The sequence below is a fragment of the Paraburkholderia phenoliruptrix genome, from assembly GCF_047325075.1.
Taxonomy (GTDB): Bacteria; Pseudomonadota; Gammaproteobacteria; order Burkholderiales; family Burkholderiaceae; genus Paraburkholderia; species Paraburkholderia phenoliruptrix.
Window position 1 is genome coordinate 2,314,798 of record NZ_CP168530.1, and the last position, 22,735, is coordinate 2,337,532.

The window sequence follows — 22,735 nt, forward strand, 5'->3', positions numbered from 1 at the left end:
TACCGGCACGGCCAGCCCGGCCACGCCCTCAATCGAGCGACAGCCGCACTGCAAAGCCGATCAGCGCCGCGGAGAAAGTCCAGCGCTGCAGCGTCTGCGCAAGCGGATGCGCGCGCACCCATTGCGCGATGCGCGCGGCGCCGACCGCATAGGCCAAGTCGAAGCACATGCCGACGGCAAGCAGCACCGAACCGAGCTCGATCATCTGCAACGAGACCGGTCCCGCCTCCGGCCGCAGGAACTGCGGCAACAGCACGGAGCAGAACAGCAGCGCCTTCGGGTTCAGCAGATTGGTCAACAAGCCTTTGACGAACGCAGCCCGCAACTGGCGCACGCTCGCGCCGAAAGCGTGCCCGGTCGAGCCGGCTTCATCGGCCGACCCAGCGCGCTTTGCGCCGGCGTCGGGCAGCGCGAACACCGGCGAGCGGAAAATCTGAATGCCGACCCACGCGAGATAAACCGCGCCGCCGTAACGCACGACGTCGTAGAGCCAGGGCGCGTTGCGAAGCAGCGCGGCCGCGCCGCAAGCCGACAGCGTCACGTGGATCGCGCGCGCCACGCCGAGCCCGCACGCGGCCGCGAAGCCGCTGCGCACGCCGCGCCCGATACTCGTTTGCAGGATCAGCGCCATGTCCGGGCCGGGCATCGCGTAGACGACCAGCAGCGCGGCAATATAGACAGCGAGCAAGTGTGCGGAAATCATGTGAGCCTCCGTGTTCAGGGCTCTATGTTGCTATTGTCGGCGGAGGGTTTGTTGGCGAATTTCGGATCTCATGAAATCAGCAATGGAGGAATGCGCTAATATCGCGGCGTTTTCGACCGATTTTCGCCACGACACCCAAAGCGCCCGCCCATGTCAACCGACCTCGACAAGATCGACCGCGCGATTCTCGCCGCGCTTCAGAAAGACGGCCGCATGTCCAATGCGAAGCTCGCCGAACTCGTCGGCCTGAGCGAAACGCCTTGCGCGCGGCGCCTGAAGCGCCTCGAAAACGACGGCTACATCGGCCAGTACCGCGCCGTGCTCGCGCGCCCGGCGCTCGGCTTCGGCGTGGTCGCTTTCGTGCTTGTGCGCTTTGCCGTGCACGACAAGGATCTCGCCAACCGCTTCGAGCGCGAGGTGCAGGCCATCCCGCGCATCATCGCGTGTCATAACGTGTCGGGCAGCGCGGACTATATCCTGCAAGTGGTGGCGCGCGACCTCGACGACTACGGCACGTTCATGCGCGACCAGATGCGCAGCCTGCCGGGCGTGACGTCGGTGGAGTCGGCGTTATCGTTGCGCGAAGTGAAGGCCGACGGCGGCTTGCCGCTGTTGTGAGCGCGAACGTGGCATAGTCACGCCATTTCACGCGGCGCGAGCCGCATCGACGAACACGGAGTTCCCATGGACAACATCGATCACGAAAAAGCGCGCGCAGAAGAAACGGCCGCCATGGAGCGCGTCCTGACCGCGACGCAGCGGGTGAAAAGCGCCTTTGCGTCGTTGCAGTCGCAGTTCCCGCCGGCCGGCAGCGGCAAGCCCTCGCAATTCGCGCTGCAGACCTTCGACGCCGCGCTGCAGGAACTCGAAGACGCCCAGGCCGCGTTCGACGAACTGCTGGGCGAGCTGCTCGACGGCAATCGCTGAAGGCGGCGCCGGCGCCCCGCTTATCGCACGCGTTGCCGCCAGCCGTTCAGCTGGCGTGCGTTTCGATCACCGGCTCGCACAGAATCGGAAAATTGACCGAGTTTGCGATGTAGCACTTCTCGTGCGCCGTGTGATGCAGCTGCCGCGCCAATTCCACGTCGGCACCGGCCTGAAGGACCACGCGCGGGCGCAGCACGATCTGCGAGAAGCGGCCCTGCTGCGGGCTGTCGAGCATGGTTCCTTCGGCGTCGTCGCGATAATCCACCACGACGATGCCCGCGTCCGAGCAGAGGTGCAGATACCACAGCTTGTGACAGGCCGACGCCGAGGCGACGAGCAGGTCTTCCGGGTTCCACCGGCTCGCGTCGCCGAGAAATGCGGCGTCGGACGAGCCGGGAATGGCCGGCTTGCTTCCCGAAGCGATCACATGATCGCGGCCGTAGTCGCGATAGCCGGAGGTGCCGCTGCCGCGATTGCCTGTCCACTGCACGGAAACCTTGTAGTTGTGCTCGCCGTATGCCATGCGCGCTTCCTGTCGTCGAATGAACCGGTGGATGGAACAACTATTTTAAGCCGCCGAGCCGGGTTCAGGCGACAGACCGCGGCCGGCCCGACCCGACCCGCGGCGCACGCACGTCTGCCTAGCGCGGCACCGCGGATCTGCCGCTCAGGTTGGGCACTCGCGGGTCGGGGTTCTGGTTCAGGCTCGTGCCGTTCGCGCGCATGCTGTTGGGCACGCGGCTTGCGCCGAGCCCGAGGCCCGTGCCCGCGCCCGTGCCGCCGGCCGGGCCGCTGCCCAGCGCGCCGCCAGGCGTCGCAAGCCCCGGCGTGGGGCTGAGCGTCGAGCCGATCGCGCCCGCGCCGCCCGCCGCGTTTCCACTCGAAGGCGCCGCGCTCAAGCCGCCATTGCCCGCGCGGTTGCCGCCTGTCTGCGCGCACGCCAGTCCGCTCGCGCCGGACAGACACGCCGTGATCATGACCGCCGCCGCAAAACGGCCAGTTGCGATATTCATTGCTCCACTCCGTCAGATAACGCGCTGCTCACCCGGTATGACGAGCCGGCGCGGGCTTCGTTCACGCTCGTAACAGGTTCTGTCCGCCTCGGCGCTCGCGCGGCTTGCCACCGTGGCAGGTCGTACAAATGCTTACAAACGCGCGCGGGCGGAGCGTGCACCGGACGCTTCCCGCGAGCGTTATTGCAGGCATCTACCCGCGGAGTCCGCCATGAACACGAACGTCACAACCAGCACTTCCCCGCGCAGCCGTATCCATCCGTTGATCGCCGGCGCGGCCGTCGCCGTCATCCTCGCAAGCGCGACGGGGATCGCCGCCATGACCGGCTTGTTGCCCAGTTCGCATGCGGTGACCGAACCGTCGCCCGCACCGTCGACAGTGGCCGCCCAAACCGCAAGCGGGGCGCTCAGTGCGACGCAGGCGCCGCAGCCGGCCATCGCGCAAACGGCACAACAGCCGGTCCCGCACGCAGCGCCTGTCAGGCCGCCGGTTCATCGCACGCATAGCGGCGGCACGGCAGCGCCGCGATATGCCGGCAATGACGGCTACCAGACGGCCAACGAACCCGCCGCGGCGCGGCCGGTCCCGGCGGACCCGTATAGCGGCGAAGTGGTCGCCATCAACACGGTGCAGTCGCCCGAGCCGACAACCGGTCTCGGCGCGCTCGGCGGCGCGGTTGCCGGCGGCCTGGTCGGCAACCAGATCGGCGGCGGACGCGGCAAGATTCTGACTACCATCGCGGGTGCGGTGGGCGGCGGGCTGGCAGGCAACGGCATCGAACACGCGGTACGCAAGCAGACCACCTACCAGGTTCAGGTGCGCATGCAGGACGGCAGCTACCGCAACTTCGACTATCAGACGCAGCCGCCCGTGCAGATCGGCGAACGCGTGCACGTCTCGGGCGACACGCTCACGGCTTCCTGACCGTTTGACGGCTCTCGCGCGACCCGGCGTATGAACCGGCGTATGAACCGGGCTACCACCGGCGCGCGAGAAATGAGACTGAGCGAGCCATAGAACTGCTGCGTGCGCGTTATGATCGGTCGTCACGCCAAAAACGGCGCCCAAACGGCTGATCGCGCACGATGGAGCAAGCGTACGTCCACCTCCTGCATCTACTGGCCGGCCATCCGGAATGGATGCTCACGGTCGTGTTTCTCGCGGCCTTTCTCGAGGCGGTTGCCGTCATCGGCACGTTCATTCCCGGCAGTACCGCGATGTTCCTCGCGGGCGCGCTCACCGGCACCGGCTCGCTCGGCCTCGGCTGGGTGCTCGCGTGGGCGATAGCGGGCGCCGTCGCCGGCGACGGCTTGAGCTTCTGGCTCGGCAGCCGCTACAAGAGCCGGATCGTCAGGCTCTGGCCGTTCTCCCGTCATCCCGAAGTCCTCGACGCCGGTTACCGGTTTTTCCGCAAGCATGGCGCGAAGAGCGTGGTGCTCGCGCGTTTCGTCGGGCCCTTGCGCGCGATCGTGCCGGTCGTCGCCGGCATGCTCGGCATGCCGCCCGTGCGCTTTTACGCGATGAACGTGCTGTCCGCGCTGCTGTGGGCGCCGGCCCATATCCTGCCGGGCGTCGTGTTCGGCGCGTCGGTGCTGCTCGCCGGCGCGGTGTCGTTCAGGCTCGTTGTGATTCTCGCGTTGCTCGTGGCGAGCATCTGGCTCAGCTATCGAGCAGCGGCACTCCTGCTTTCGCACGCCCACGCGTGGTCGAATGCGGCCGGCCGTCATCTCGGCAGCTGGGCGTGCCGCCACCCGGGGCCGCTTGGCCGTGCCGCGCGCAGGCTGCTCGACCCCGAAGCACCGGACGCGACGAGCATCCTCGTCGCCTCGCTGATCGTGCTCGCGTGCGGCGCACTCTTTTTCGGGATTCTCGAAGACGTGATCACGGGCGATCCCATCACGCACGTCGACCAGTCCGTCTATCGCTTCATGCAATCGGTGCGTACGCCGTGGGGCGACGCCGTGCTCGCCGGCCTCGCGACGCTCGGCAGCACCGGCACGCTCGCCGCGCTGATCGTCGCGGTCACGCTGTGGATGACGTGGGAGCGGCGCTGGCGCACCATCGGCTACTGGCTCGCGGCCGTGGTCTTTTCGCAGATGCTGATCTTCGCCCTGCAACTGGCGATGCAGCGCGCAGCGCCCAACGGGCTGATGACGCAGGCCTACGTGTTTCCGAGCAATCACGTGGCGGCCGCCGTCATCGTGTACGGCTTCCTCGCCTTTCTGCTCGCGAGGCGGGTCGGCATGCTCGAAGGGGTCTTCGTCGTCACGGCGACGACCCTCGTCGTGATCCTCGTTGCGCTCGCGGGCGTGTACTTCGGCGGTTACTGGCTGTCGGACGCGATCGGCGGCGCGGCGCTCGCCTATATGTGGGTCGCCATTGTCGCGCTCAGTGCAATCGTGCGGCACCCCGAGCCGCCGCCCGCGCGCCGCTGGATGCCGGCCATCATGCTGGGGGTCGTGCTCGCGAGCGTGGGCGTGCAATCCGGTCTCGGGATGATGGCCGCTCCGCCCGGCGCCGCCGCTGCGTTGCCGCTCGCGCACGTCACGCAGCAACAGTGGACCCATTCGGTGTGGAAGCAACTGCCCTGCTATCGCTCGGACATGGGCGGGGATCGCAAGGAGCCGCTCACGCTGCAATGGGTCTCTGACGGCGAATCGCTGCGCCGCCAACTGCGCGACGAGGGATGGCTGGAGGGCACCGATCTGTCCGCGCATAGCCTGCTCTCGCTCGCCTCGCCGGATGTGCCCGCTACTGCATTGCCCGTGTTGCCTAAGCTGAACAACGGCGTGCCTTCGTCGCTCGTTTTCATGCGGCCGGGCGGCACGCGCAACCAGCGCGACGTGCTGCGCTTCTGGCCGAGCGGCTATGCAGTCGACAACGGCACGTCCGCCATGCCGCTGTGGGTCGGCTCGATCGCACATGAACGGCTCTCGCGGGCCTCGTGGCCGCTGAACCTCGTGCGCGTCGACAGGCAATTCTCTTCGTATGAGACCGGCGTGAAGCCCGGCGGCAACTCAGGCGTCACCGTGGTCGCGACAGAAAGCTGTCACGGCGTGCCGGTGTCGCTGCTTGCCTCCGTGGCACAGTGACTCACGTTGCTCGAGCATCGCGCCGACTGACTGGCTCCGATCGCCTCGCCGCTGCTCGACGTTTGCGGCCTCTGCCGCGTCACTGCCTTCATAGCGCGTGCTATTGGACCGTGTAGCCCTTGCCTTGCATGCAAGCGCCGTACGCACGCCAATAGGTGTTCATCGCCGATTGCTGCGAAGCCTCGGCAGCCTGCGCCTGTGCCGCGTGCTGTTGACGGCTGCGCGCCCCGCCGGCGAGCGCGCCCGCGGCCGCTCCCACCGCGGCGCCGTGACCCGCGTCATTGCCGCTCACGTCGCCGACGATCGCGCCGGCCGCCGCCCCGCGCGCCGCGCCTCTGACGCGTGCGCCGGTCGGGCCCGGTGGTGGCGCGGGCGTCTGCGCGACGACAGCCGGATCGATGCCGGTGCTCTGCTTCGCCCAGGCGTAACACGCACCGTCATCCGACAGTTGCTGCTGTTGGCTTTGTCCATGCGCGGGATAGGTTGCCGGTTTTTGAGCGTAAGCAAGCACGCTCGCGCTTGCCAGGACCACTGCGGCGAATCGCTTCATTTGATGCCTTTATTCAGTAACGCTGATCTTTTGGATATTGCTGCCTAAGCGCTATCTAAGCGCTATCTAAGCGCCACCCAAGCGCTGCCTGCGCAGCCGATACGCCATGCATCTTACTTAACAGGTCTGCCGCAACGGAGCCCCATACAGCTAAACGCGAACAGCTTTACTTAACACCGCGGACATCGATTCCTGCGCTACGATGCGGGTCACCAAGCCCCTCTCGCATTGAAGATAGGAAAGCTCATGGCCAAAAGCAAGACGATGATTAGGCATACATACGTTTTTTCAAAACACTATTTGATCGCCCTAAAGTCATTTTTTGGAACGTTGTCTTAGGTGATCTTTTCACCGACTTCAACCCGAATTTGTTCTATTCAGGCATTGCAATTCCGCATGAAAAAGAGCTAATAATCTCGCCATTGAAGGGGATAGAGGTTCGCAATAAAAGCCCGACGCAGCGCCTCCCGATATTCCGTTCGGATACGCATCATTTCGTAGTCCGATGTTTATCATGCCGCGGCCCACGGGCCACGCACCACGCTCATGCGGGCGCGCAACCACGGTTTGCGCTCGCCCTCCCCCCAACGAGACATGCAACTTCGACACACGGAGATTTCATCGTGAAACGCTCAGGCGCAAACCAGAAGGCAACGCTTATTGCGCTTGCCGTGCTGGCCGGCTTGCCGGCCGTGCTCGATGCCGCGAGTCCCGCGGCTCAGGCACAGACCGCCGCCAGGATTTCCAATCAGCAGCTGGATTCGTTAAGCGCGCCTATCGCGCTCTATCCCGACGCGCTGCTCGCGCAGGTGCTGATGGCCTCAACCTTTCCGCAGGACATCGCAGCCGCCGCGGCGTGGTCCCGCGCCCACCCGAACACGAAAGGCGACGACGCGGTGAGAGCGGTCGCGGGCGAATCGTGGGACCCGAGCGTGCAGTCGCTGGTGGCGTTTCCGCAGGTGCTCGCCACCATGGCGTCCAAGCCCGACTGGGTCGCGCAACTCGGCAATGCGTTTCTCGCGCAGCCGAACGACGTGATGGACTCGGTCCAGCGTTTGCGCAGACAGGCGCAGCAAACCGGCAATCTGAAGACGAGCGAGCAACAAAAGGTCATCGTCGAAGAGAGCACCATCCAGATCGTGCCGGCCAACCCGCAGGTCGTCTATGTGCCCACGTATAACCCGACGGTGGTCTACGGAACGTGGCCCTACCCCGCCTATCCGCCGGTCTATGTGCCGCCGCCTCCGGGCTATGCGGCCGCGAGCGGACTCGCCGCCGGCCTCGCGTTCGGCGTGGGCGTGGCCATCACGAGCGCGCTGTGGAGCGACGTCAACTGGAACAACCACAGCGTCAACATCAATGTGAACCGGTACAACAACATCAACGTGAACCGGCGCCTCGACGTGAACAGCAACACGGCACGATGGAACCGCGACACGACGTTCAACCGCAACGCGTCCGCCAATCTGGGCAGTGCGCAGCGCGACACGTACCGCGGGCGTGACGTCTCGGCCTCTCGTGCGCAGGCACAGCAGGCGTTGCAGAGCCGCACCGGCCAGAATCTGGGCGGCAACGCCAGCGAGCGCCTGCAAAGCATTCAGCACGGCGGTACGAACGGAGGAAACGTTCGGGCGAGCGCGCAAAACCTGAATCGCGACAACGCCCTGCGCGGCGCCGGCAACGGCGCAGCCGCGCGGCAGGACATTCAGCGCGGGCAGGCGAGCCGCGAGGCGCAAGGTAGCGCGCGCAATGGCTTCGGCGCAGGCGGCGGACAGGAGCGCGGAAGCTCGGGCGCAGGCGGCGCTCAGGAGCGCGGGCGTTTCGGCACCAGTGGGGCGCAGGAGCGCGGCGGTCTCGACACGGGCGGCGCGCAGCCACGCAACGCGCTCGGCCCAGCCGCTGCACAGCCACATGGCGGCCTCGGCGCGAGCGGCGGCGGCCAGCGCCATCTGGGCCGCCAACGTTGAACGACATCCAGGAGCCGCTCATGAACCGCATTCAATCGATTCGCGCTAGCGTCGCGAAAGTCACTGCTTTGCCTTTGTCGCGTCACCTCGCCCGCACTACGGTTGCGCTTTCGGCACTCCTTGCCTGCACTGCACCGGCGCACGCTCAGGCCGTCTACCCGACGCCGGACGCCGCCGTCGCCGCATTCGTCGACGCGCTCGCCACCAACGACCAAGCGGCGATGCAACAGGTGCTCGGCAAGTACTACAACCGCTTCATTCCGTCGAAGGACGTCGGCGAGGAAGACATCTACGAGTTCCTGGGCGCATGGGCCGCCGGCCATCGGATCATCGACGACGCCGCGCCGCTGCACGGCCGCCCGAGCAAGCATCTGTCGGTCGGCACGAGCGGCTGGACGCTGCCCATTCCGCTCGTGCAGGCAGCAGACGGCTGGCGCTTCGATCCCGCCGCAGGCAGCGACGAAATTCTCACACGGCGAATCGGCCGCAACGAGCACGCGGCGATCCAGACCTCGCTTGCTTACCTCGATGCGCAACGGGACTATCGCGCGTTGGCCGGCCACTTCGCGCAGCGCCTCATCAGCACGCCCGGCAAACGCGACGGACTCTACTGGCCCACCGCGTCCGGCGAAGCGCAAAGCCCGCTCGGCCCGCTCGCAGCCGCGATGCCCAAAATCGGTTCAGTCAGCAAACAGGGCTACCACGGCTATCACTTCCGTATTCTGACCGCACAGGGTCCGCACGCGAAAGGCGGGCCGCTGGATTACCTGGAAAACGGCAAGCTGGCGAAAGGCTATGGCCTCGTTGCCTGGCCCGCCGAATACGGCAAGACCGGTGTGATGAGTTTCATCGTTAATCAGGACGGCCAGGTTTATCAAAAGAACCTCGGCTACGAATCATCGCGAAGAGCCGCTGCACTCAGAGCGTTCGATCCGGATCGTTCGTGGCAGGCCGTCGAACCATGAATGAGCGCGAGTGATGCAACGCGCGGCGATGGAGGCAGTGCGCCGCAGCCATCGCCGAACCTGATGCCGACGTTCCTATGAATCACGACAACCTGATTGCCTGCCACGAGTGCGACGCGCTGTTCCGCAAGCCGCGGCTGCGCGGCAAGTCGTGCGCGTATTGCCGGCGCTGCGGCGCGGTCCTGTATCGCGGCATGGCGCGCCCGCTCGACGGCATATGCGCCCTTACGCTTGCATCATTGTTCACGTTTGTCATCGCCTTGGGCTCGCCTCTCCTCGAACTGGAAACCGGCGGCATCACCTCGCGTACGAGCCTCCTGGGCGCGCTCGTCACGCTGTGGAATCAGGACATGCAACTCGTCGCCGCAATGGTGTTCTGTTCGACCGTGCTGTTTCCACTGACCGAACTCGCGGCGCTGCTGTACGTGCTGGTCGCGGTTCGTCAGGGCTATGTACCACCAGCCTTCAATCGCATCTTGCGCGCGATCCGGTTCGTGCGGCCGTGGGGCATGATCGAAGTGTTCATGCTCGGCGTGCTCGTTACCATCGTGAAGATGGTGAGCCTCGCGCACGTCGTGCCCGGCGTGGCGCTGTTCGCATTCGGTGCGCTCACGCTGTTTCTGGTGCTCGTCGTGATGTTCGATCCCCGCACACTCTGGGACCTCGCCGATGAAATTCACACGCGTCGCGCCGCACCTCCTGGCGGCATCCGCAGCAGCTCGCGGCAGACTGTCGCGCCGCGCGGTCCATGGCACAACCAGCGTCCTGCGCAATGAAGACACTGACCGCCTCCCACGCCGGGCTGCTCGTCTGTCACGCCTGCTCGCGCGTCGCACCGCGCGCGGCCGGCGGCGGCGCGCAGTCCTGCACGCGTTGCGGCGCCCGCCTGCACGCCCGCCATCCCGCCAGTCTGTCGCGTACCTGGGCCCTGTTGATCTCGGCTGCCATTCTGTATGTACCGGCCAATCTGCTGCCGGTCATGCATACGTCGTCGCTGGTCGGTTCGGAAGACGACACGATCATCAGCGGCGTCATCTATTTCTGGACCTCCGGGTCGTGGCCGCTCGCCATTGTCGTATTCGTCGCGAGCATTCTTGTGCCGATGCTCAAGCTGAGCGTCCTCGCGTTATTGGCCGTTACCGCGCAGCGTCGTTCGACATGGCGTCCCATGGAGCGCGTAAAGCTGTACCGGATGGTCGAGCGCATCGGCCGCTGGTCGATGCTCGACGTGTTCGTGATTACGCTGACCGTCGCCGTGGTGCGTTTCGAGTCGCTTGCGGTCATCACCGCCGGCCCCGGAGCGCTCGCCTTCGGTTGTGTAGTCATCCTGACTATGCTGGCTTCCATGCAATTCGACCCGCGACTGATCTGGGACAACGTCGAAGGCGCAAGCCCGCCCACGTCCAGCCCCGCTACCGAGCTACCCCATGAATAAGCGAGAAGACTCCCCCATGCCGGATGCCCCAGATCCAGACGTCGAGCCGCGCCGCAACTGGCTCCCCTCCCTCGTCTGGGTCGTGCCGCTGATCGCGGCGCTGATCGGCGTTGCACTTGTCGTCAAGTCGATCACCGAACGCGGCCCGGTGATTACGATCAGTTTCAACAATGCCGAAGGCCTCGAACCGGGCAAGACCCAGGTCAAGTACAAGGACGTCGTGGTCGGCTCGGTCAAAGCGATCACGCTCTCAAAAGATCATTCGCACGTGGAGGTGGCGGTGCAATTGAGCAAGCAGGCCGACGACTTCGCGGTGAAGGACACGCGCTTCTGGGTGGTACGTCCGCGAATCGGCGCAAGCGGCGTCAGCGGAATCGGCACGCTGCTTTCGGGGGCTTATATCAGCGTGGACGCCGGCCGCTCGGAAGACGCCCAGCACGCGTTTGTCGGTCTCGAAGCGCCCCCGCCCGTCACCGGCGACCAGAAGGGCCGTCGCTTCACGCTGCATGGGGAGTCGCTCGGCTCTATCGACATCGGCTCCCCCATCTTTTACCGACGCATGCAGGTTGGTCAGGTGTACGGACTTTCTCTCGACAAGGACGGTAAAGGCGTCACGATGCAGGTGTTCGTGGCCGCGCCGTACGATCAGTACGTCGGCACCAATTCGCGCTGGTGGCATGCAAGCGGCGTGAACGTGCGGCTCGATTCCAACGGCTTCGTCGTCAATACGCAATCCGTCACGTCGATCCTGATTGGCGGTCTCTCGTTCCGCGCGCCGCCTGGCCAGGCGCCGGGACCGCAGGCAGCGGACCACACGAGCTTCCGCCTCGCGTCCGACGAAGCCGATGCGATGCGCGCGCCGGACGGCACGCCCGTGCGTGCGGTGATGAATTTCAATCAGTCGCTGCGCGGCTTGTCGGTCGGTGCCGCGGTGGATTTTCGCGGCATTGTGCTCGGCCAGGTGACGGATATCGGCGTCGACTACGATCCGGGGACGCACAGCTTCACGATGCCCGTCACGCTGGAACTGTATCCCGATCGCCTGAGGCGGCGTGCTCACGGCACGCCGGTTCCCGAACGCGGGACGGCCGAAAACCAGCAACTGCTGCGGCATCTCGTGGAGCGCGGCCTGCGCGGGCAGTTGCGCACCGGCAACCTGCTCACGGGCCAGTTGTATGTCGCGCTCGACATTTTCCCGAAGGCCGCGCCCGTCAGCTTCGACCCCGCCCGCGATCCGCTCGAACTGCCGACCATTGACAATTCGCTCGACGCATTGCAAACGCAGATTGCCGACATCGCGAAGAAGCTGGATCGCATTCCGTTCGACCAGCTCGGCAACAACCTGAACAATTCGCTCAAGAACGCCGACAAGCTCTTTGCACAGTTGAGCACGGAAGTGATGCCGCAGGCGCGCGACACGCTTGCAGCGGCAAAGCAGACTTTCAGTTCCGCTGAGGCGACGCTCAGGCAGGACTCGCCGATGCAGTCCGACATGCATCAGGCGTTGCAGGAACTGACGCGCACGCTCCAGTCGCTCAATGCGTTGGCCGATTATCTGGAGCGTCATCCAGAATCGCTCCTGCGCGGCAAAACAGGAGACAAACCATGAGCGCCCATGCAAATGACGGGAAAACGCCCCGGTTGCGCAATTCGCTCGCTGCACTCGCCGTGTTCGCGGCGTGGGCCGGGTTGAGCGGATTGGCCCTGCTCAGCGCATGTTCGTCGCCGCCGAGCGGCTTTTATACGCTGGTCGGCGGTGTGCCGCCCAGTCATACCCGCAGCACTGCGCCGCCGATGTTGATGATCGACGTCGCCGCCGTCGACGTGCCCGCGCAAGTCGCGCGAACCGCGTTTGTCGTGCAGGCCGACGCGAATCGCGTCAATGTACTGGAGCAGACCCGCTGGGCTTCGTTGCCCGCCGACGAAATCCGTCTGGCGCTCTCGCAGGAACTCGCAGAGCGGCTCGATACACTCGACGTCTCGCGTTCTCCGCGCCCCGCGGGTGTGCCGATATATCGCGTCCACGTGAGCGTGCAGCGTTTCGAATCGTGGCCGGGCTCGCACGCGCTGATCGACGCGGTGTGGAGCGTGCGCGCATTGTCCGGGGATGCGGCGCTGACTTGCCGCAGTGTCGTGAGCGAATCGGTCGGCGCGGGCAACGACGCGCTCGTGGCCGGGCACCGGAAAGCGCTTCAACAGATGTCGGCGGATATTGCCGGTGGCATCCGCGCGCTCGACGCCGTGGCGCGCGCCCATCGCCTCGCGCCTCGTCAAGCGCCCCTCCCATGTGCTGCGCAGTAAGGCCTTCAAGGGAAAAGGACCCTCTTCGCGCAGGCAATGCCCGTCAAGGCAGCACGCTCGCGCCCTTGAGAAAAAATTCTCACCGGCAACGATGGTGCACTGCAGTGTGATCTCCCGATTCGCGCATGCTAAAAACGAACCGTGCGTTCAAGGCTTCGGAGACACCCGCTGCAGCGTAGTGCAGAATGTCTCCAACACCCTGATCCACGCTGAATTCATGCTGAATTTGCGCGGGTTTCGCCCGGAGGCTCATCATGCCCTACGTTCCGTCCACGAGACATATCGATCGTATATGCAACGTCATCGAAGGACGGACGCAGCGTCCCGGCGCAGACGGCAAGCGGCTCGCGTCGTCGTATAGGCGTTCGCTCGAGCAATATCACCTCGATCCTAGCGCAACCGCCGGCCCGCGCATCCTCACGGTGCCGGAACTGCGCGACGTGCAGCATCGCGAGGAATCGTTTCTGCGCGCCTCGGGGCAATGTCTGTCGCGCCTGCATGAGATGGTGCGCGAAGCGGACTACTGTGTGATGCTGACCGATGCACAGGGCGTGACGATCGACTACCGCGTCGACAAGGATCGCCGCCACGACTTCAAGCGCGCGGGACTGTATCTCGGCTCGTGCTGGTCGGAAAGCGAGGAAGGAACTTGCGGCGTCGCGACCGTGCTGCTCGACGGACAGCCGATCACCGTGCATAGAAGCGATCATTTTCGCGCGGCCTTCACCACGCTCACGTGCAGCGCGTCGCCTATTTTCGGTTTGCACGGCGAGCTGCTCGGCGTGCTGGATGCGTCCGCCGTGCGCTCTCCCGACGATCGCGAAAGCCAGCGGCTCGTCAATCACATCGTGCGGCAAAGTGCGCTGCTGATCGAAGACGCTTACTTCCTGAATGCCGCCGCCGATTGCTGGGTACTGCTCGCGCATCGCAACCGGCATTACGTGGAAGCGCAGCCGGAAATTCTGATCGCCATAGACGCATGCGGTCATGTGGTTGCTGCGAACCGGCGGGCGCGCGAATGTCTGCCGGCCCTGCATGCGTTGCCCCGTCACGTGTCGGAGCTTTTCGACGTGGAGCCCGAGCGCCTGTTCGAGGCGAAGTCGAGCCGCGGTCTTGTGTCACTGAGGGTGAATGAAACCGGCTCGCCGCTCTATGCGCGGGTGCGTCCACCGTCGGCCGCGCGCATCTCGAGACGCACCAGCGCCACCCCGGACGAGCGAAGCGCCACGAGCGGCAACACCGTGCCGCACGATACGCCGGTCATGTCAGAGAGCGACGCGCTCGAGCGCAGCCGCATCGTCGACGCGATGAACAATGCAAAGTGGCGTACCGACGTGGCCGCGCAAGCGCTCGGCGTATCGCGCGCGACCTTGTACCGACGCATCGCGAAGCTGCGCATCCTGCCGCCGCACAAATGCTAGCGGCACCGTAGCGATTCCTTGAGCGGGCACAGAACCCGCATTCCCACCGAAGTTTAACTATCCGTTCCGTATGGAGGAGCAACCATGTCTGCCAACACCGCAAATCACGCCATATCCAATGTGCTGGAAAGCCTCGAAGCCGCGTTGAAACGCGGCGACACGCAGGCTGCCGTCGACCTGTTTCAACCCGAGTGCTATTGGCGCGACCTCGTCGCGTTCACCTGGAACATCAAGACGCTCGAAGGTCGCGAGCAGATCGCCGCGATGCTGGACGCGCAGTTGGGCGCGATCAAACCGTCGAAGCTTCGGCTCGCCGATGGCGAACCCGCGACGGAAACGGACGGCGTAACGCAAGGCTGGATCACGTTCGAAACGGGCGTCGCGCGCGGCAACGGCTTTATCCGTCTGAAGGAAGGCCGGATCTGGACACTCCTCACCACAATGGCCGAGCTCAAGGGTCATGAGGAGCCCAAAGGATTTCGCCGGCCGATGGGCGCCGAACACGGTGCGCGTCGCGACCGCACGAGCTGGAAAGAGCGGCGCGAGGCCGAGCTCGACGCGCTCGGCGTGTCGGAGCAACCGTATTGCCTGATCGTCGGCGGCGGTCAGGGCGGCATTGGACTCGGTGCGCGGTTGCGGCAGCTCGGCGTGCCCACCATCATCGTGGATAAGAACGAAAGGCCCGGCGATGCATGGCGCAAGCGCTACAAGACGCTTTGCCTGCACGATCCGGTCTGGTACGACCATATGCCTTATCTGCCCTTCCCGGACAACTGGCCGGTCTTCACGCCGAAGGACAAGATCGGCGACTGGCTCGAGATGTACACGAAGGTCATGGAACTGAACTACTGGGGCTCGACCGTGTGCAAATCGGCGCGCTACGACGAAGCGAACGGCGAATGGATCGTCGAAGTGGAGCGAGCCGGACAGCCCATCACCTTGCGGCCGAAGCAACTCGTGCTCGCGACCGGCATGTCCGGCAAACCGAATATGCCGACGTTCAAGGGCATGGATGTGTTCAAGGGCGAGCAGCATCATTCGTCGCAGCACCCCGGGCCGGACGCGTATCAGGGCAAGAAGGTCGTCGTGATCGGCGCGAACAATTCGGCTCATGATATTTGCGCGGCGCTGTGGGAAGCGGGTGTCGACGTGACGATGGTGCAGCGCTCGTCCACGCACATTGTGAAGTCAGACTCGCTCATGGACCTCGCACTCGGCGACCTGTATTCGGAGCGCGCGGTGGCCGCGGGCATGACAACCGCCAGGGCGGATTTGACCTTCGCATCCATTCCGTATGCGATTCTTCATCAGTTCCAGATTCCGGTCTTCAATGCGATTCGCGAGCGCGACGCCGAGTTCTATGCGCGCCTTGAAAAAAGCGGCTTTATGCTCGATTTCGGCGATGACGACTCCGGCCTCTTCATGAAATATCTGCGCCGCGGCTCGGGCTATTACATCGACGTGGGCGCGTCAGAGCTCGTCGCCGACGGCAAGATCAAGCTGAAAAGCGGCGTCGACGTGGTCGAACTGAAGGAGCATTCCGTCCTGCTTAGCGACGGCAGCGAACTCGAAGCAGATCTCGTTGTGTACGCAACGGGTTACGGATCGATGAACGGCTGGGCGGCGGACCTCATCTCGCGCGAGGTGGCGGACAAGGTCGGCAAAGTGTGGGGCCTCGGCTCGAATACGACAAAAGACCCGGGGCCGTGGGAAGGCGAACAGCGCAACATGTGGAAGCCCACGCGACAGGAGGCGCTGTGGTTTCATGGCGGCAACCTGCACCAGTCGCGACATTACTCACAGTATCTGTCTTTGCAACTGAAGGCGCGCATGGAGGGTATCCCGACGCCGGTATTCGGATTGCAGGAAGTGCATCACCTGTCGTAGGCGACAACGCATAGCGGCCGGCTCGTCGTTTTGCCGGCCGCTCTATGCACTCATTTCCGCGAGAAGGAAATCGACCAGTGCGCGTTGATGTACATTCAGCACGCCGCCGGAGCTGACGAGCGCGAGCTCTGTCGGCGGCAAAGGCGGAAAGCCGCTGCAGACGCGGTGCTCGGGAAGTACTGCTGTGGTGGGCAGAACGGAAATGCCGAGGCCCGAAGAAACCGCCGCCTGGATACCCGTCAGGCTGTGACTTCCGAATGCGACGCGCCAACGCCGATGGGCCTTGTCGAGCCCGCGAATCGCACGTTGCCGGTAGACGCAGCCTTGCGGAAAGAGCGCCAGAGGAACGGGTTCGTCGGAAGACGGCTCCGGCGCTGCTGCATTCGCCCCTTGCACCCAGACTAGCGACTCGGGCCACGATGCGAGGCACTCGCCGCTGCCCGGCTCCCGCTTGATCAGTGCAATTTCTATTTCACCACTGGACAACCTGCGCTGCAGGTCTGCACTCATGCCGGCCACCGTTTCGAGCCGCACGCCAGGCCTGGTTTTCACGAAACCCGACAGCATTGCCGACATGCGGCGCGCGTCGAAATCTTCCGGCACGCCTATGCGAAGCGGCGTGACTGCTACGTCGCTTGTCAGCGCGTCCTGCGCTTCCTGCGCGAGCGCAAGCAGACGTCGCGCGTATTGCGCGAGCAGTTCGCCGTGCTCGGTGGGCGTCACCTGATTGCCGGTGCGATCACGCATCAGCAAAGTGCGGCCAACCAGCTCCTCTAGCCGCCGCACCTGCTGGCTCACAGTGGATTGCGTGCGATGCACGCGCTCGCCGGCACGCGTGAAGCTGCCCTCGTCGACAACGCAAATCAGCGTGTTCAGGAGATCGAGATCAAGCATGAGAGGCTCGCTTCGTTATTTGCGATGCAACTGACGTTAAGAGGTTAATTTAATTTTCCAATAACTGTCAATCCGCCTAATCTGGACGCTATTCGCAGAACACTTCACTCCAGGAGTCCATTCAATGTCATTGCACAACACTGCACGCCCACGCTGGCTCACGTTCGACTGCTACGGCACGTTGATCCAGTGGGACGAGGGTCTGCAGGCGGCGGTACGCGAGATTCTGCAGACAAAGATCGGTCACCACGTCGATTCTGCGAAACTCATCGAGGTTTATGACCGGCATGAACATGCACTGGAGCAGACCGCGCCGCATCGGTCGTTTCGCGAAGTGGCAGGCGCCGGTCTGCGTCTTGCGCTCGCCGAACTCGGGTTGGAGAGCAATCAAGAGGATGTACGCACGTTGACGGATCGCGTTTCAGCCATGCCGCCGTTTCCGGAAGTGGTCGACACATTGCGCCGACTCAAGCAAGATGAGTATCGGCTGTGCATCGTGTCGAATACCGACGACGACATCATTGCGGGCAACGTCGCACAATTGGGCGGCTTGATCGACCGCGTGATTACCGCGCAGCAGGCGGGCGCATACAAACCCGACCGAAGGTTATTCGATTACGCACACGCGCAACTGGGTGTGACGCGCGATGAAGTCGTGCATATTTGCGCGAGTCCGCACCTCGATCATGCGGCCGCGCGCGACGTGGGCTTTCGCTGCATATGGATCGATCGGGGAACGGGCCGCACGCTGTTGCCCGATTACACGCCGGATGCAACGCTTTCTACGCTCGATCAGGTGCCTCTGCTTTTTGCTACGCTCGGCTGGTAACTTTCAGGAACATCCATTATGGCGCACACGCTTTCTTCCATTGGCTCGGCGAAATCATCGTCGACCTTGCGACTCGAATCCGACGCCGTCAGCGAGGCGCGCGTTGAACTCGCCGCCTGCTTTCAACTTGCGGCGCAATACGGTTTCGAAGAAGGAATCTGCAATCACTTTTCCGCGGTCGTCCCCGGACACGACAATCTTTTTTTCGTGAATCCGTATGGTTATGCGTTCTCGGAGATCACGGCATCGCGACTTCTGATTTGCGATTTCGACGGACATGTCGTGGCCGGTGAGGGCAAGCCCGAAGCAACGGCGTTTTATATTCACGCGCGTTTGCATCGGCTGAAACCCCGCGTGAAAGCCGCTTTTCACACACACATGCCAAATGCGACGGCGTTGTGCCTGCTCGAGGGTCCGCCGCTGCTGTGGCTTGGGCAAACGGCGCTGAAGTTCTACGGCCGCACAGCCGTCGACGAAAACTACAACGGCCTCGCACTGGACGACTCGGAAGGCGACCGCATTGCGCAGACAATCGGCGACGCGGATATCGTTTTCCTCAAGAATCACGGCGTGCTGGTCGCAGGCGAGAGCATTGCCGAAGCCTGGGACGACCTGTACTACCTGGAGCGCGCGGCGGAAGTCCAGCTCAAGGCCATGAATAGCAATTGCCCACTCAAGGCGGTGCCGCACGAAGTCGCGCAACGTACCTATGAACAGATGCGCGCCGGCGACAAGGAAAGCGCACGTGCGCACCTGAACAGCGGCATGCGCGAGCTACGCAGGCGCAAAATCGCATTCGAGCAGTAGAGTTATTTAAGTGCTCTATGTGCGGCGGCAAGTGCATCGAGTCCTGCCATCACGAAGCGCGTAAAGTCTTCCACCAGCGCATTCTTGTCTTTTCCAACGGCAGGCAGCAAGGCTGCCTGCACCTGCCGCGGCGCAATCATCAACGCGATGCAGGGAAGCACGCTGAACATCAACGCCCGCTGCACGGCCGGCTCGTGCGGATCCAACTGCAGTACTTCCCCGATCAGGCCGAGCAAGACAGTGGCCTTTGGCCGCACCGCCTTTTCGATGAGCGCAGGCATGGCCGGCGACGGCGACAGCACTTCGCGCAGCATCAGCATGAATCCCCACGGCGCGCCTGAGCCGGCCGAAAGCCCGACGAATCGCGAGATGACCGCCCGCAATTTGTCCCGTGGATCGCCCGGCGCTTCTGTCAGCGCCGACAATTCGTCGAGGCTCACGACCTGACGGTGCGCTTCCACGAGCGCCGCTTCGTACAGCGCCTCGCGACTGCCGAAATGATAGTTCACCGAGGCCATTGGCGTGCCCGCGCGCTCGCAGATTTCCTTGCTGGTGGCGTCGGCGAAACCGCGCGCCGCGAATACCTGGCCTGCGATGTCGAGCAGATGCTGGCGAGTTGCCGCGCCGTCGGGCCGGCTCGCGCGCTTGACAGCTCTCTGGGCTTCGGTTTGCCGGCGCTCTTTCGCCTGTTTGTGTGGCTTCGCCTGTTCCGTGCGCGCCGCCGCTGCGGATGTTCTCGCGGCTTTTGCCTCCTTGGCCCGGTCCGTCATTCTTGCAGGGGTGCTCGCGCGTTTCGTCGGCATGGGGTATACACGCTCAAAAAATAGTTTGAATTCGAATTTGAATTCACATATATTTCATTGTACTTCATCCGGGTGGAAGACAAGCAATGAAGTACTCCATCAACTGGGCAAGGCGGCCAGTATGGCTGTGGATCATCGGCGCGCTGCTCGCAGGATGCGCGCATCGCGAGGAGAACGCATACCAGGGCTATGTGGAAGGCGAATACGTGTATTTGGGGTCTTCCCTCGCGGGCAAACTCACCCAGTTGCAAGTTGCTCGCGGCGAAAACGTCAATGCCGGCACGCCACTCTTCGCGCTCGATTCCGTCGACGAAACCGCCGCATTGCAAGAGGCGCAGCAGCAACTCGCGGCTGCGCGTTCGCAATTGGCCGACATGCAGACCGGCAAGCGCGTGCCGGAGGTCAACGTCAACCGCGCGCAACTGGCGGAGGCTGTGGCGAACGCACGCAAGGCGGCGCTGCAACTCACGCGCGACGAGGCGCAGTACAGCGCGGGCGGCATTTCGAAAGCGCAGCTCGACGATTCGCGCGCGAACGCGGACGCCCGCTCCGCGCAAGTGCGCGAACTCACGAGTCAGTTGGAAGTGGCGCGCTTGCCCGGACGCTCGCAGCAGATCGGCGCGCAGCGGGCCCAGGCCGCCGCGGCCGAAGCCGTCGTCGCGCAGGCTCAGTGGAAGCTGGATCAGAAACGAGTGAACGCGCCCGCCGACGGGCTCGTCTACGACACGCTCTATCGCAGCGGCGAATGGGTGCCGGCCGGCAGTCCTGTCGTGCAGATGTTGCCGCCGCAGAACATCAAGGTGCGCTTCTTTGTGCCGGAGACGCTGGTCGGCGCACTCGCGCCGGGCCGCGCAGTGTCGATACATTGCGACGGATGCGCAGCGGATTTGCCCGCCAAAATCACTTACGTGTCGAATAAAGCCGAGTACACGCCGCCGGTCATCTATAGCAACGAGAGTCGAGCAAAGCTTGTGTACCTGATCGAAGCGCATACCTCCGTTGCGGACGCAACGAAACTACATCCGGGCCAGCCGGTTGCGGTGGTGCTCAAATGAATACCACTGCGCCCGAGTATGTGATCGACGTGCACGGGCTGAACAAGCATTTCGGCGACAAGCATGTCGTCAACGACGTGTCGTTGCAGGTCGCGCGCGGCGAAATCTTCGGCTTTCTCGGCCCGAACGGCAGCGGCAAGACTACCTCCATCCGTCTCATGTGCGGACTGCTCACGCCAGATTCCGGCACGGGCACATGCCTTGGTTACGACATCCGCCGCGAGAGTACAGAGATCAAGCGCAATGTCGGCTATATGACGCAGCGCTTCTCGTATTGGGAAGATCTGACCATTCGGGAGAATCTCGACTTCGTCGCGCGCATTTACCAGATGCGCAACCGTCGCGAGGTCGTCGACAAATCGCTCGAAGCACTCGGGCTGCAAAGCCGCGCCAGCCAGCTTACGGGGTCGCTCTCCGGAGGCTGGAAGCAGCGTCTGGCGCTTGCTGCATGCATGCTGCACGAACCGAAACTGCTGCTGCTCGACGAACCAACCGCGGGCGTCGACCCGACAGCGCGCCGCGATTTCTGGGAGGAACTGCATCGCCTCGCGGCGCGCGGCATCTCCGTACTAGTGAGTACGCATTACATGGATGAAGCCGAACGCTGTCACAAGCTCGCCTATATCGCATACGGAAAACTGCTCGCACAAGGCACGTCGAAAGAAGTGATCGACTCGCAGGACCTCGCCACATGGTCGATCCAGGGTGAACATCTCAGCGAATTGTCGGAGAAACTACGCGCCATGCCGGGTGTCGATCAGACCGTCGTGTTCGGCTCCGCGCTGCATGCGAGCGGCCGCGACCATGCAGCGTTGGAGCGCGCGCTGAGGCAGGCCACCGCCGGCACGCAGCTGCGCCTGCAACCAATAGAAACAGGACTCGAAGACGTGTTCATCTATCTGATGAGTCATTCGCGAGACAATGTCGGAGCGCGATCGTGAGCGCAGTCACCGCCTTTTCGTTGACGCGCTGGTGGAGCGTAGTACTCAAGGAGTTCCTTCAGCTTCGACGCGACCGCGTCACTTTCGCGATGATTGTGGGTGTGCCCATCGTTCAGCTCGCGCTATTCGGTTTCGCCATCAACACCGACCCGAAGCATCTGCCGACGGCTGTCATCGTTCACGATCAAAGCGAGTTTTCGCGCAGCTTTATCGCGGCAATGACGAACTCGGCGTATTTCGACATTGTCGAAACGCTGCCCAACGAAGAAGCGGGGCGCCGTGCGCTCGCCCAAGGCCGCGTGCAGTTCGTGCTGAACGTCCCTGTCGATTTCTCAAGGAAACTGCTGCGCGGCGAACGCCCTGCGCTGCTTGTCGAGGCCGATGCAACCGACCCCACTGCAACGCACACGGCCGTTGCTGCTCTAACCAATCTCGTCCAGCCAGTCGCCGACAAGGACATGACCGGCCCGCTCGCGCACCTGAATGGCGGGCAAAGCGCCTTCAGCGTGCAGGTTCACAACCTGTACAACCCGGAAGGGATCACGCAGTACAACGTGGTTCCGGGCCTCATGGGCGTTATTCTCACCATGACGCTCGTCATGATGACGGGTCTCGCCGTTACACGCGAACGCGAACGCGGCACGATGGAAAATCTGCTCGCAACGCCGGTTCTGCCCATCGAGGTCATGACAGGCAAGATCGTGCCTTATGTGGCCATTGGCCTGATTCAGGCATCGATCATTCTGCTCGCGACGCGCTTCGTGTTTCATGTGCCCTTTGTCGGGAGCACAGTGGCGATTTACCTGGCCGCACTGCTCTTCATTGCCGCCAATCTCACCGTGGGCATTACCTTGTCCTCGCTTGCACAGAACCAGTTGCAGGCCATGCAACTGACTGTGTTTTACTTTCTGCCGAATATCCTGCTATCCGGTTTCATGTTCCCGTTCGCCGGCATGCCGCAATGGGCGCAATTCATCGGCAATCTGTTGCCGTTAACCTACTTCAATCGTCTCATTCGCGGCATCCTGCTCAAGGGAGACGGATGGACGGACCTATGGCCGTCGGTATGGCCCATGGCACTTTTCACTGCGATCGTCATGGCGGTTGCACTGCGCTTTTACCGGCGCACACTCGACTAGGAAGA

23 protein-coding genes are annotated in these 22,735 nt (G+C 63.7%); 17 read left to right on the top strand and 6 right to left on the bottom strand.

The genetic code is table 11. The annotated features are described in order from the left end of the window. Window positions 1–28 precede the first annotated feature (28 nt). Window positions 29–703 carry a LysE family translocator gene (locus tag ACEN8U_RS10255; RefSeq protein WP_310108903.1) on the bottom strand — a complete coding sequence of 225 codons (675 nt, stop codon included), beginning with the start codon at window positions 701–703 and terminating at the stop codon, window positions 29–31. 150 nt (window positions 704–853) lie between these two features. Between ACEN8U_RS10255 and ACEN8U_RS10260 the strand changes: the two genes are divergently transcribed. Both ACEN8U_RS10260 and ACEN8U_RS10265 read left to right on the top strand, forming a co-directional pair. Beyond that, a complete protein-coding gene (locus ACEN8U_RS10260) occupies window positions 854–1,321 on the top strand; it encodes an Lrp/AsnC family transcriptional regulator (RefSeq protein WP_013591941.1) in 468 nt (155 codons plus the stop codon). 75 nt (window positions 1,322–1,396) lie between these two features. Next, window positions 1,397–1,630, top strand: a complete 234-nt coding sequence (locus ACEN8U_RS10265) for a hypothetical protein (protein ID WP_028360116.1) — start codon at window positions 1,397–1,399, stop codon at window positions 1,628–1,630. Window positions 1,631–1,676: 46 nt separating this feature from the next. On the opposite strand, the gene ACEN8U_RS10270 is transcribed toward ACEN8U_RS10265, so the two are convergent. Then, window positions 1,677–2,153 (bottom strand): OsmC family protein, encoded by a 477-nt coding sequence (locus ACEN8U_RS10270; protein ID WP_310108907.1) that lies wholly within the window; start codon window positions 2,151–2,153, stop codon window positions 1,677–1,679. Between the two features lie 118 nt (window positions 2,154–2,271). Further along, window positions 2,272–2,643 (bottom strand): hypothetical protein, encoded by a 372-nt coding sequence (locus ACEN8U_RS10275; RefSeq protein ID WP_310108910.1) that lies wholly within the window; start codon window positions 2,641–2,643, stop codon window positions 2,272–2,274. Window positions 2,644–2,854: 211 nt separating this feature from the next. On the opposite strand from ACEN8U_RS10275, the gene ACEN8U_RS10280 reads away from it, so the two are divergent. Both ACEN8U_RS10280 and ACEN8U_RS10285 read left to right on the top strand, forming a co-directional pair. Further along, window positions 2,855–3,568 carry a glycine zipper 2TM domain-containing protein gene (locus ACEN8U_RS10280; protein ID WP_310108912.1) on the top strand — a complete coding sequence of 238 codons (714 nt, stop codon included), beginning with the start codon at window positions 2,855–2,857 and terminating at the stop codon, window positions 3,566–3,568. Window positions 3,569–3,729: 161 nt separating this feature from the next. Next, a complete protein-coding gene (locus ACEN8U_RS10285) occupies window positions 3,730–5,736 on the top strand; it encodes a bifunctional DedA family/phosphatase PAP2 family protein (protein ID WP_310108914.1) in 2,007 nt (668 codons plus the stop codon). Window positions 5,737–5,836: 100 nt separating this feature from the next. Here the strand turns inward: ACEN8U_RS10285 and ACEN8U_RS10290 are convergent, their stop codons facing one another. Then, on the bottom strand, window positions 5,837–6,286 hold the full coding sequence (locus ACEN8U_RS10290; RefSeq protein ID WP_013591935.1) for a YMGG-like glycine zipper-containing protein: 450 nt from the start codon (window positions 6,284–6,286) through the stop codon (window positions 5,837–5,839). A gap of 623 nt (window positions 6,287–6,909) precedes the next feature. Between ACEN8U_RS10290 and ACEN8U_RS10295 the strand changes: the two genes are divergently transcribed. The 8 genes from ACEN8U_RS10295 to ACEN8U_RS10330 all read left to right on the top strand — a co-directional run bounded on the left by ACEN8U_RS10295 (window position 6,910) and on the right by ACEN8U_RS10330 (window position 16,262). Continuing rightward, on the top strand, window positions 6,910–8,253 hold the full coding sequence (locus tag ACEN8U_RS10295) for a DUF3300 domain-containing protein (protein WP_310108916.1): 1,344 nt from the start codon (window positions 6,910–6,912) through the stop codon (window positions 8,251–8,253). A 20-nt stretch (window positions 8,254–8,273) separates the two neighbouring features. After that, window positions 8,274–9,218 (top strand): DUF2950 domain-containing protein, encoded by a 945-nt coding sequence (locus ACEN8U_RS10300; protein WP_310108918.1) that lies wholly within the window; start codon window positions 8,274–8,276, stop codon window positions 9,216–9,218. 77 nt (window positions 9,219–9,295) lie between these two features. Continuing rightward, window positions 9,296–9,994 (top strand): paraquat-inducible protein A, encoded by a 699-nt coding sequence (locus ACEN8U_RS10305; RefSeq protein ID WP_310108919.1) that lies wholly within the window; start codon window positions 9,296–9,298, stop codon window positions 9,992–9,994. Next, complete coding sequence (locus ACEN8U_RS10310) at window positions 9,991–10,653, top strand: paraquat-inducible protein A (RefSeq protein ID WP_310108922.1); 663 nt, start codon at window positions 9,991–9,993, stop codon at window positions 10,651–10,653. Before ACEN8U_RS10305 ends, ACEN8U_RS10310 begins: the two co-directional genes overlap by 4 nt. Beyond that, window positions 10,646–12,262 (top strand): intermembrane transport protein PqiB, encoded by a 1,617-nt coding sequence (locus ACEN8U_RS10315; protein ID WP_310108925.1) that lies wholly within the window; start codon window positions 10,646–10,648, stop codon window positions 12,260–12,262. The genes ACEN8U_RS10310 and ACEN8U_RS10315 overlap by 8 nt, the downstream gene beginning before the upstream one ends. After that, window positions 12,259–12,954 carry a PqiC family protein gene (locus tag ACEN8U_RS10320; protein WP_310108928.1) on the top strand — a complete coding sequence of 232 codons (696 nt, stop codon included), beginning with the start codon at window positions 12,259–12,261 and terminating at the stop codon, window positions 12,952–12,954. The genes ACEN8U_RS10315 and ACEN8U_RS10320 overlap by 4 nt, the downstream gene beginning before the upstream one ends. A gap of 254 nt (window positions 12,955–13,208) precedes the next feature. Next, window positions 13,209–14,375, top strand: coding sequence for a sigma-54-dependent Fis family transcriptional regulator (locus ACEN8U_RS10325; RefSeq protein ID WP_310108932.1), 1,167 nt, complete (start codon window positions 13,209–13,211; stop codon window positions 14,373–14,375). Window positions 14,376–14,459: 84 nt separating this feature from the next. Beyond that, window positions 14,460–16,262, top strand: coding sequence for an NAD(P)/FAD-dependent oxidoreductase (locus ACEN8U_RS10330; protein WP_310108934.1), 1,803 nt, complete (start codon window positions 14,460–14,462; stop codon window positions 16,260–16,262). Between the two features lie 42 nt (window positions 16,263–16,304). Here the strand turns inward: ACEN8U_RS10330 and ACEN8U_RS10335 are convergent, their stop codons facing one another. Then, a complete protein-coding gene (locus tag ACEN8U_RS10335) occupies window positions 16,305–17,156 on the bottom strand; it encodes a LysR substrate-binding domain-containing protein (protein WP_310108937.1) in 852 nt (283 codons plus the stop codon). Window positions 17,157–17,280: 124 nt separating this feature from the next. Here ACEN8U_RS10335 and ACEN8U_RS10340 point away from each other — a divergent pair, with 124 nt between their 5' ends. Both ACEN8U_RS10340 and ACEN8U_RS10345 read left to right on the top strand, forming a co-directional pair. Beyond that, window positions 17,281–17,985, top strand: a complete 705-nt coding sequence (locus ACEN8U_RS10340; RefSeq protein ID WP_310108940.1) for a haloacid dehalogenase type II — start codon at window positions 17,281–17,283, stop codon at window positions 17,983–17,985. Window positions 17,986–18,003: 18 nt separating this feature from the next. After that, entirely contained in the window at window positions 18,004–18,792 is a 789-nt protein-coding gene (locus ACEN8U_RS10345) for an aldolase (RefSeq protein ID WP_310108943.1), read from the top strand. A 2-nt stretch (window positions 18,793–18,794) separates the two neighbouring features. Here ACEN8U_RS10345 and ACEN8U_RS10350 read toward each other — a convergent pair whose 3' ends face one another. Beyond that, window positions 18,795–19,595 (bottom strand): TetR/AcrR family transcriptional regulator, encoded by an 801-nt coding sequence (locus ACEN8U_RS10350; RefSeq protein ID WP_310108945.1) that lies wholly within the window; start codon window positions 19,593–19,595, stop codon window positions 18,795–18,797. An 86-nt stretch (window positions 19,596–19,681) separates the two neighbouring features. On the opposite strand from ACEN8U_RS10350, the gene ACEN8U_RS10355 reads away from it, so the two are divergent. Genes ACEN8U_RS10355 through ACEN8U_RS10365 form a run of 3 tightly spaced genes read left to right on the top strand, consistent with a single transcriptional unit; the run spans window position 19,682 to window position 22,730 of the window. Continuing rightward, entirely contained in the window at window positions 19,682–20,650 is a 969-nt protein-coding gene (locus tag ACEN8U_RS10355) for an HlyD family secretion protein (protein WP_310108947.1), read from the top strand. Continuing rightward, complete coding sequence (locus tag ACEN8U_RS10360; RefSeq protein ID WP_310108951.1) at window positions 20,647–21,591, top strand: ABC transporter ATP-binding protein; 945 nt, start codon at window positions 20,647–20,649, stop codon at window positions 21,589–21,591. The genes ACEN8U_RS10355 and ACEN8U_RS10360 overlap by 4 nt, the downstream gene beginning before the upstream one ends. Next, window positions 21,588–22,730 (top strand): ABC transporter permease, encoded by a 1,143-nt coding sequence (locus ACEN8U_RS10365; RefSeq protein ID WP_413657011.1) that lies wholly within the window; start codon window positions 21,588–21,590, stop codon window positions 22,728–22,730. Before ACEN8U_RS10360 ends, ACEN8U_RS10365 begins: the two co-directional genes overlap by 4 nt. Window positions 22,731–22,735 lie beyond the last annotated feature (5 nt).

Coding starts and splice junctions, on each gene's coding strand:
- ACEN8U_RS10275 (WP_310108910.1), bottom strand. CDS start 2,643: ATGAATATCGCAACTGGCCGTTTTGCGGCGGCGGTCATGATCACGGCG.
- ACEN8U_RS10360 (WP_310108951.1), top strand. CDS start 20,647: ATGAATACCACTGCGCCCGAGTATGTGATCGACGTGCACGGGCTGAAC.
- ACEN8U_RS10270 (WP_310108907.1), bottom strand. CDS start 2,153: ATGGCATACGGCGAGCACAACTACAAGGTTTCCGTGCAGTGGACAGGC.
- ACEN8U_RS10345 (WP_310108943.1), top strand. CDS start 18,004: ATGGCGCACACGCTTTCTTCCATTGGCTCGGCGAAATCATCGTCGACC.
- ACEN8U_RS10305 (WP_310108919.1), top strand. CDS start 9,296: ATGAATCACGACAACCTGATTGCCTGCCACGAGTGCGACGCGCTGTTC.
- ACEN8U_RS10350 (WP_310108945.1), bottom strand. CDS start 19,595: ATGCCGACGAAACGCGCGAGCACCCCTGCAAGAATGACGGACCGGGCC.
- ACEN8U_RS10280 (WP_310108912.1), top strand. CDS start 2,855: ATGAACACGAACGTCACAACCAGCACTTCCCCGCGCAGCCGTATCCAT.
- ACEN8U_RS10310 (WP_310108922.1), top strand. CDS start 9,991: ATGAAGACACTGACCGCCTCCCACGCCGGGCTGCTCGTCTGTCACGCC.
- ACEN8U_RS10260 (WP_013591941.1), top strand. CDS start 854: ATGTCAACCGACCTCGACAAGATCGACCGCGCGATTCTCGCCGCGCTT.
- ACEN8U_RS10325 (WP_310108932.1), top strand. CDS start 13,209: ATGCCCTACGTTCCGTCCACGAGACATATCGATCGTATATGCAACGTC.
- ACEN8U_RS10315 (WP_310108925.1), top strand. CDS start 10,646: ATGAATAAGCGAGAAGACTCCCCCATGCCGGATGCCCCAGATCCAGAC.
- ACEN8U_RS10340 (WP_310108940.1), top strand. CDS start 17,281: ATGTCATTGCACAACACTGCACGCCCACGCTGGCTCACGTTCGACTGC.
- ACEN8U_RS10335 (WP_310108937.1), bottom strand. CDS start 17,156: ATGCTTGATCTCGATCTCCTGAACACGCTGATTTGCGTTGTCGACGAG.
- ACEN8U_RS10290 (WP_013591935.1), bottom strand. CDS start 6,286: ATGAAGCGATTCGCCGCAGTGGTCCTGGCAAGCGCGAGCGTGCTTGCT.
- ACEN8U_RS10355 (WP_310108947.1), top strand. CDS start 19,682: ATGAAGTACTCCATCAACTGGGCAAGGCGGCCAGTATGGCTGTGGATC.
- ACEN8U_RS10330 (WP_310108934.1), top strand. CDS start 14,460: ATGTCTGCCAACACCGCAAATCACGCCATATCCAATGTGCTGGAAAGC.
- ACEN8U_RS10320 (WP_310108928.1), top strand. CDS start 12,259: ATGAGCGCCCATGCAAATGACGGGAAAACGCCCCGGTTGCGCAATTCG.
- ACEN8U_RS10285 (WP_310108914.1), top strand. CDS start 3,730: ATGGAGCAAGCGTACGTCCACCTCCTGCATCTACTGGCCGGCCATCCG.
- ACEN8U_RS10255 (WP_310108903.1), bottom strand. CDS start 703: ATGATTTCCGCACACTTGCTCGCTGTCTATATTGCCGCGCTGCTGGTC.
- ACEN8U_RS10300 (WP_310108918.1), top strand. CDS start 8,274: ATGAACCGCATTCAATCGATTCGCGCTAGCGTCGCGAAAGTCACTGCT.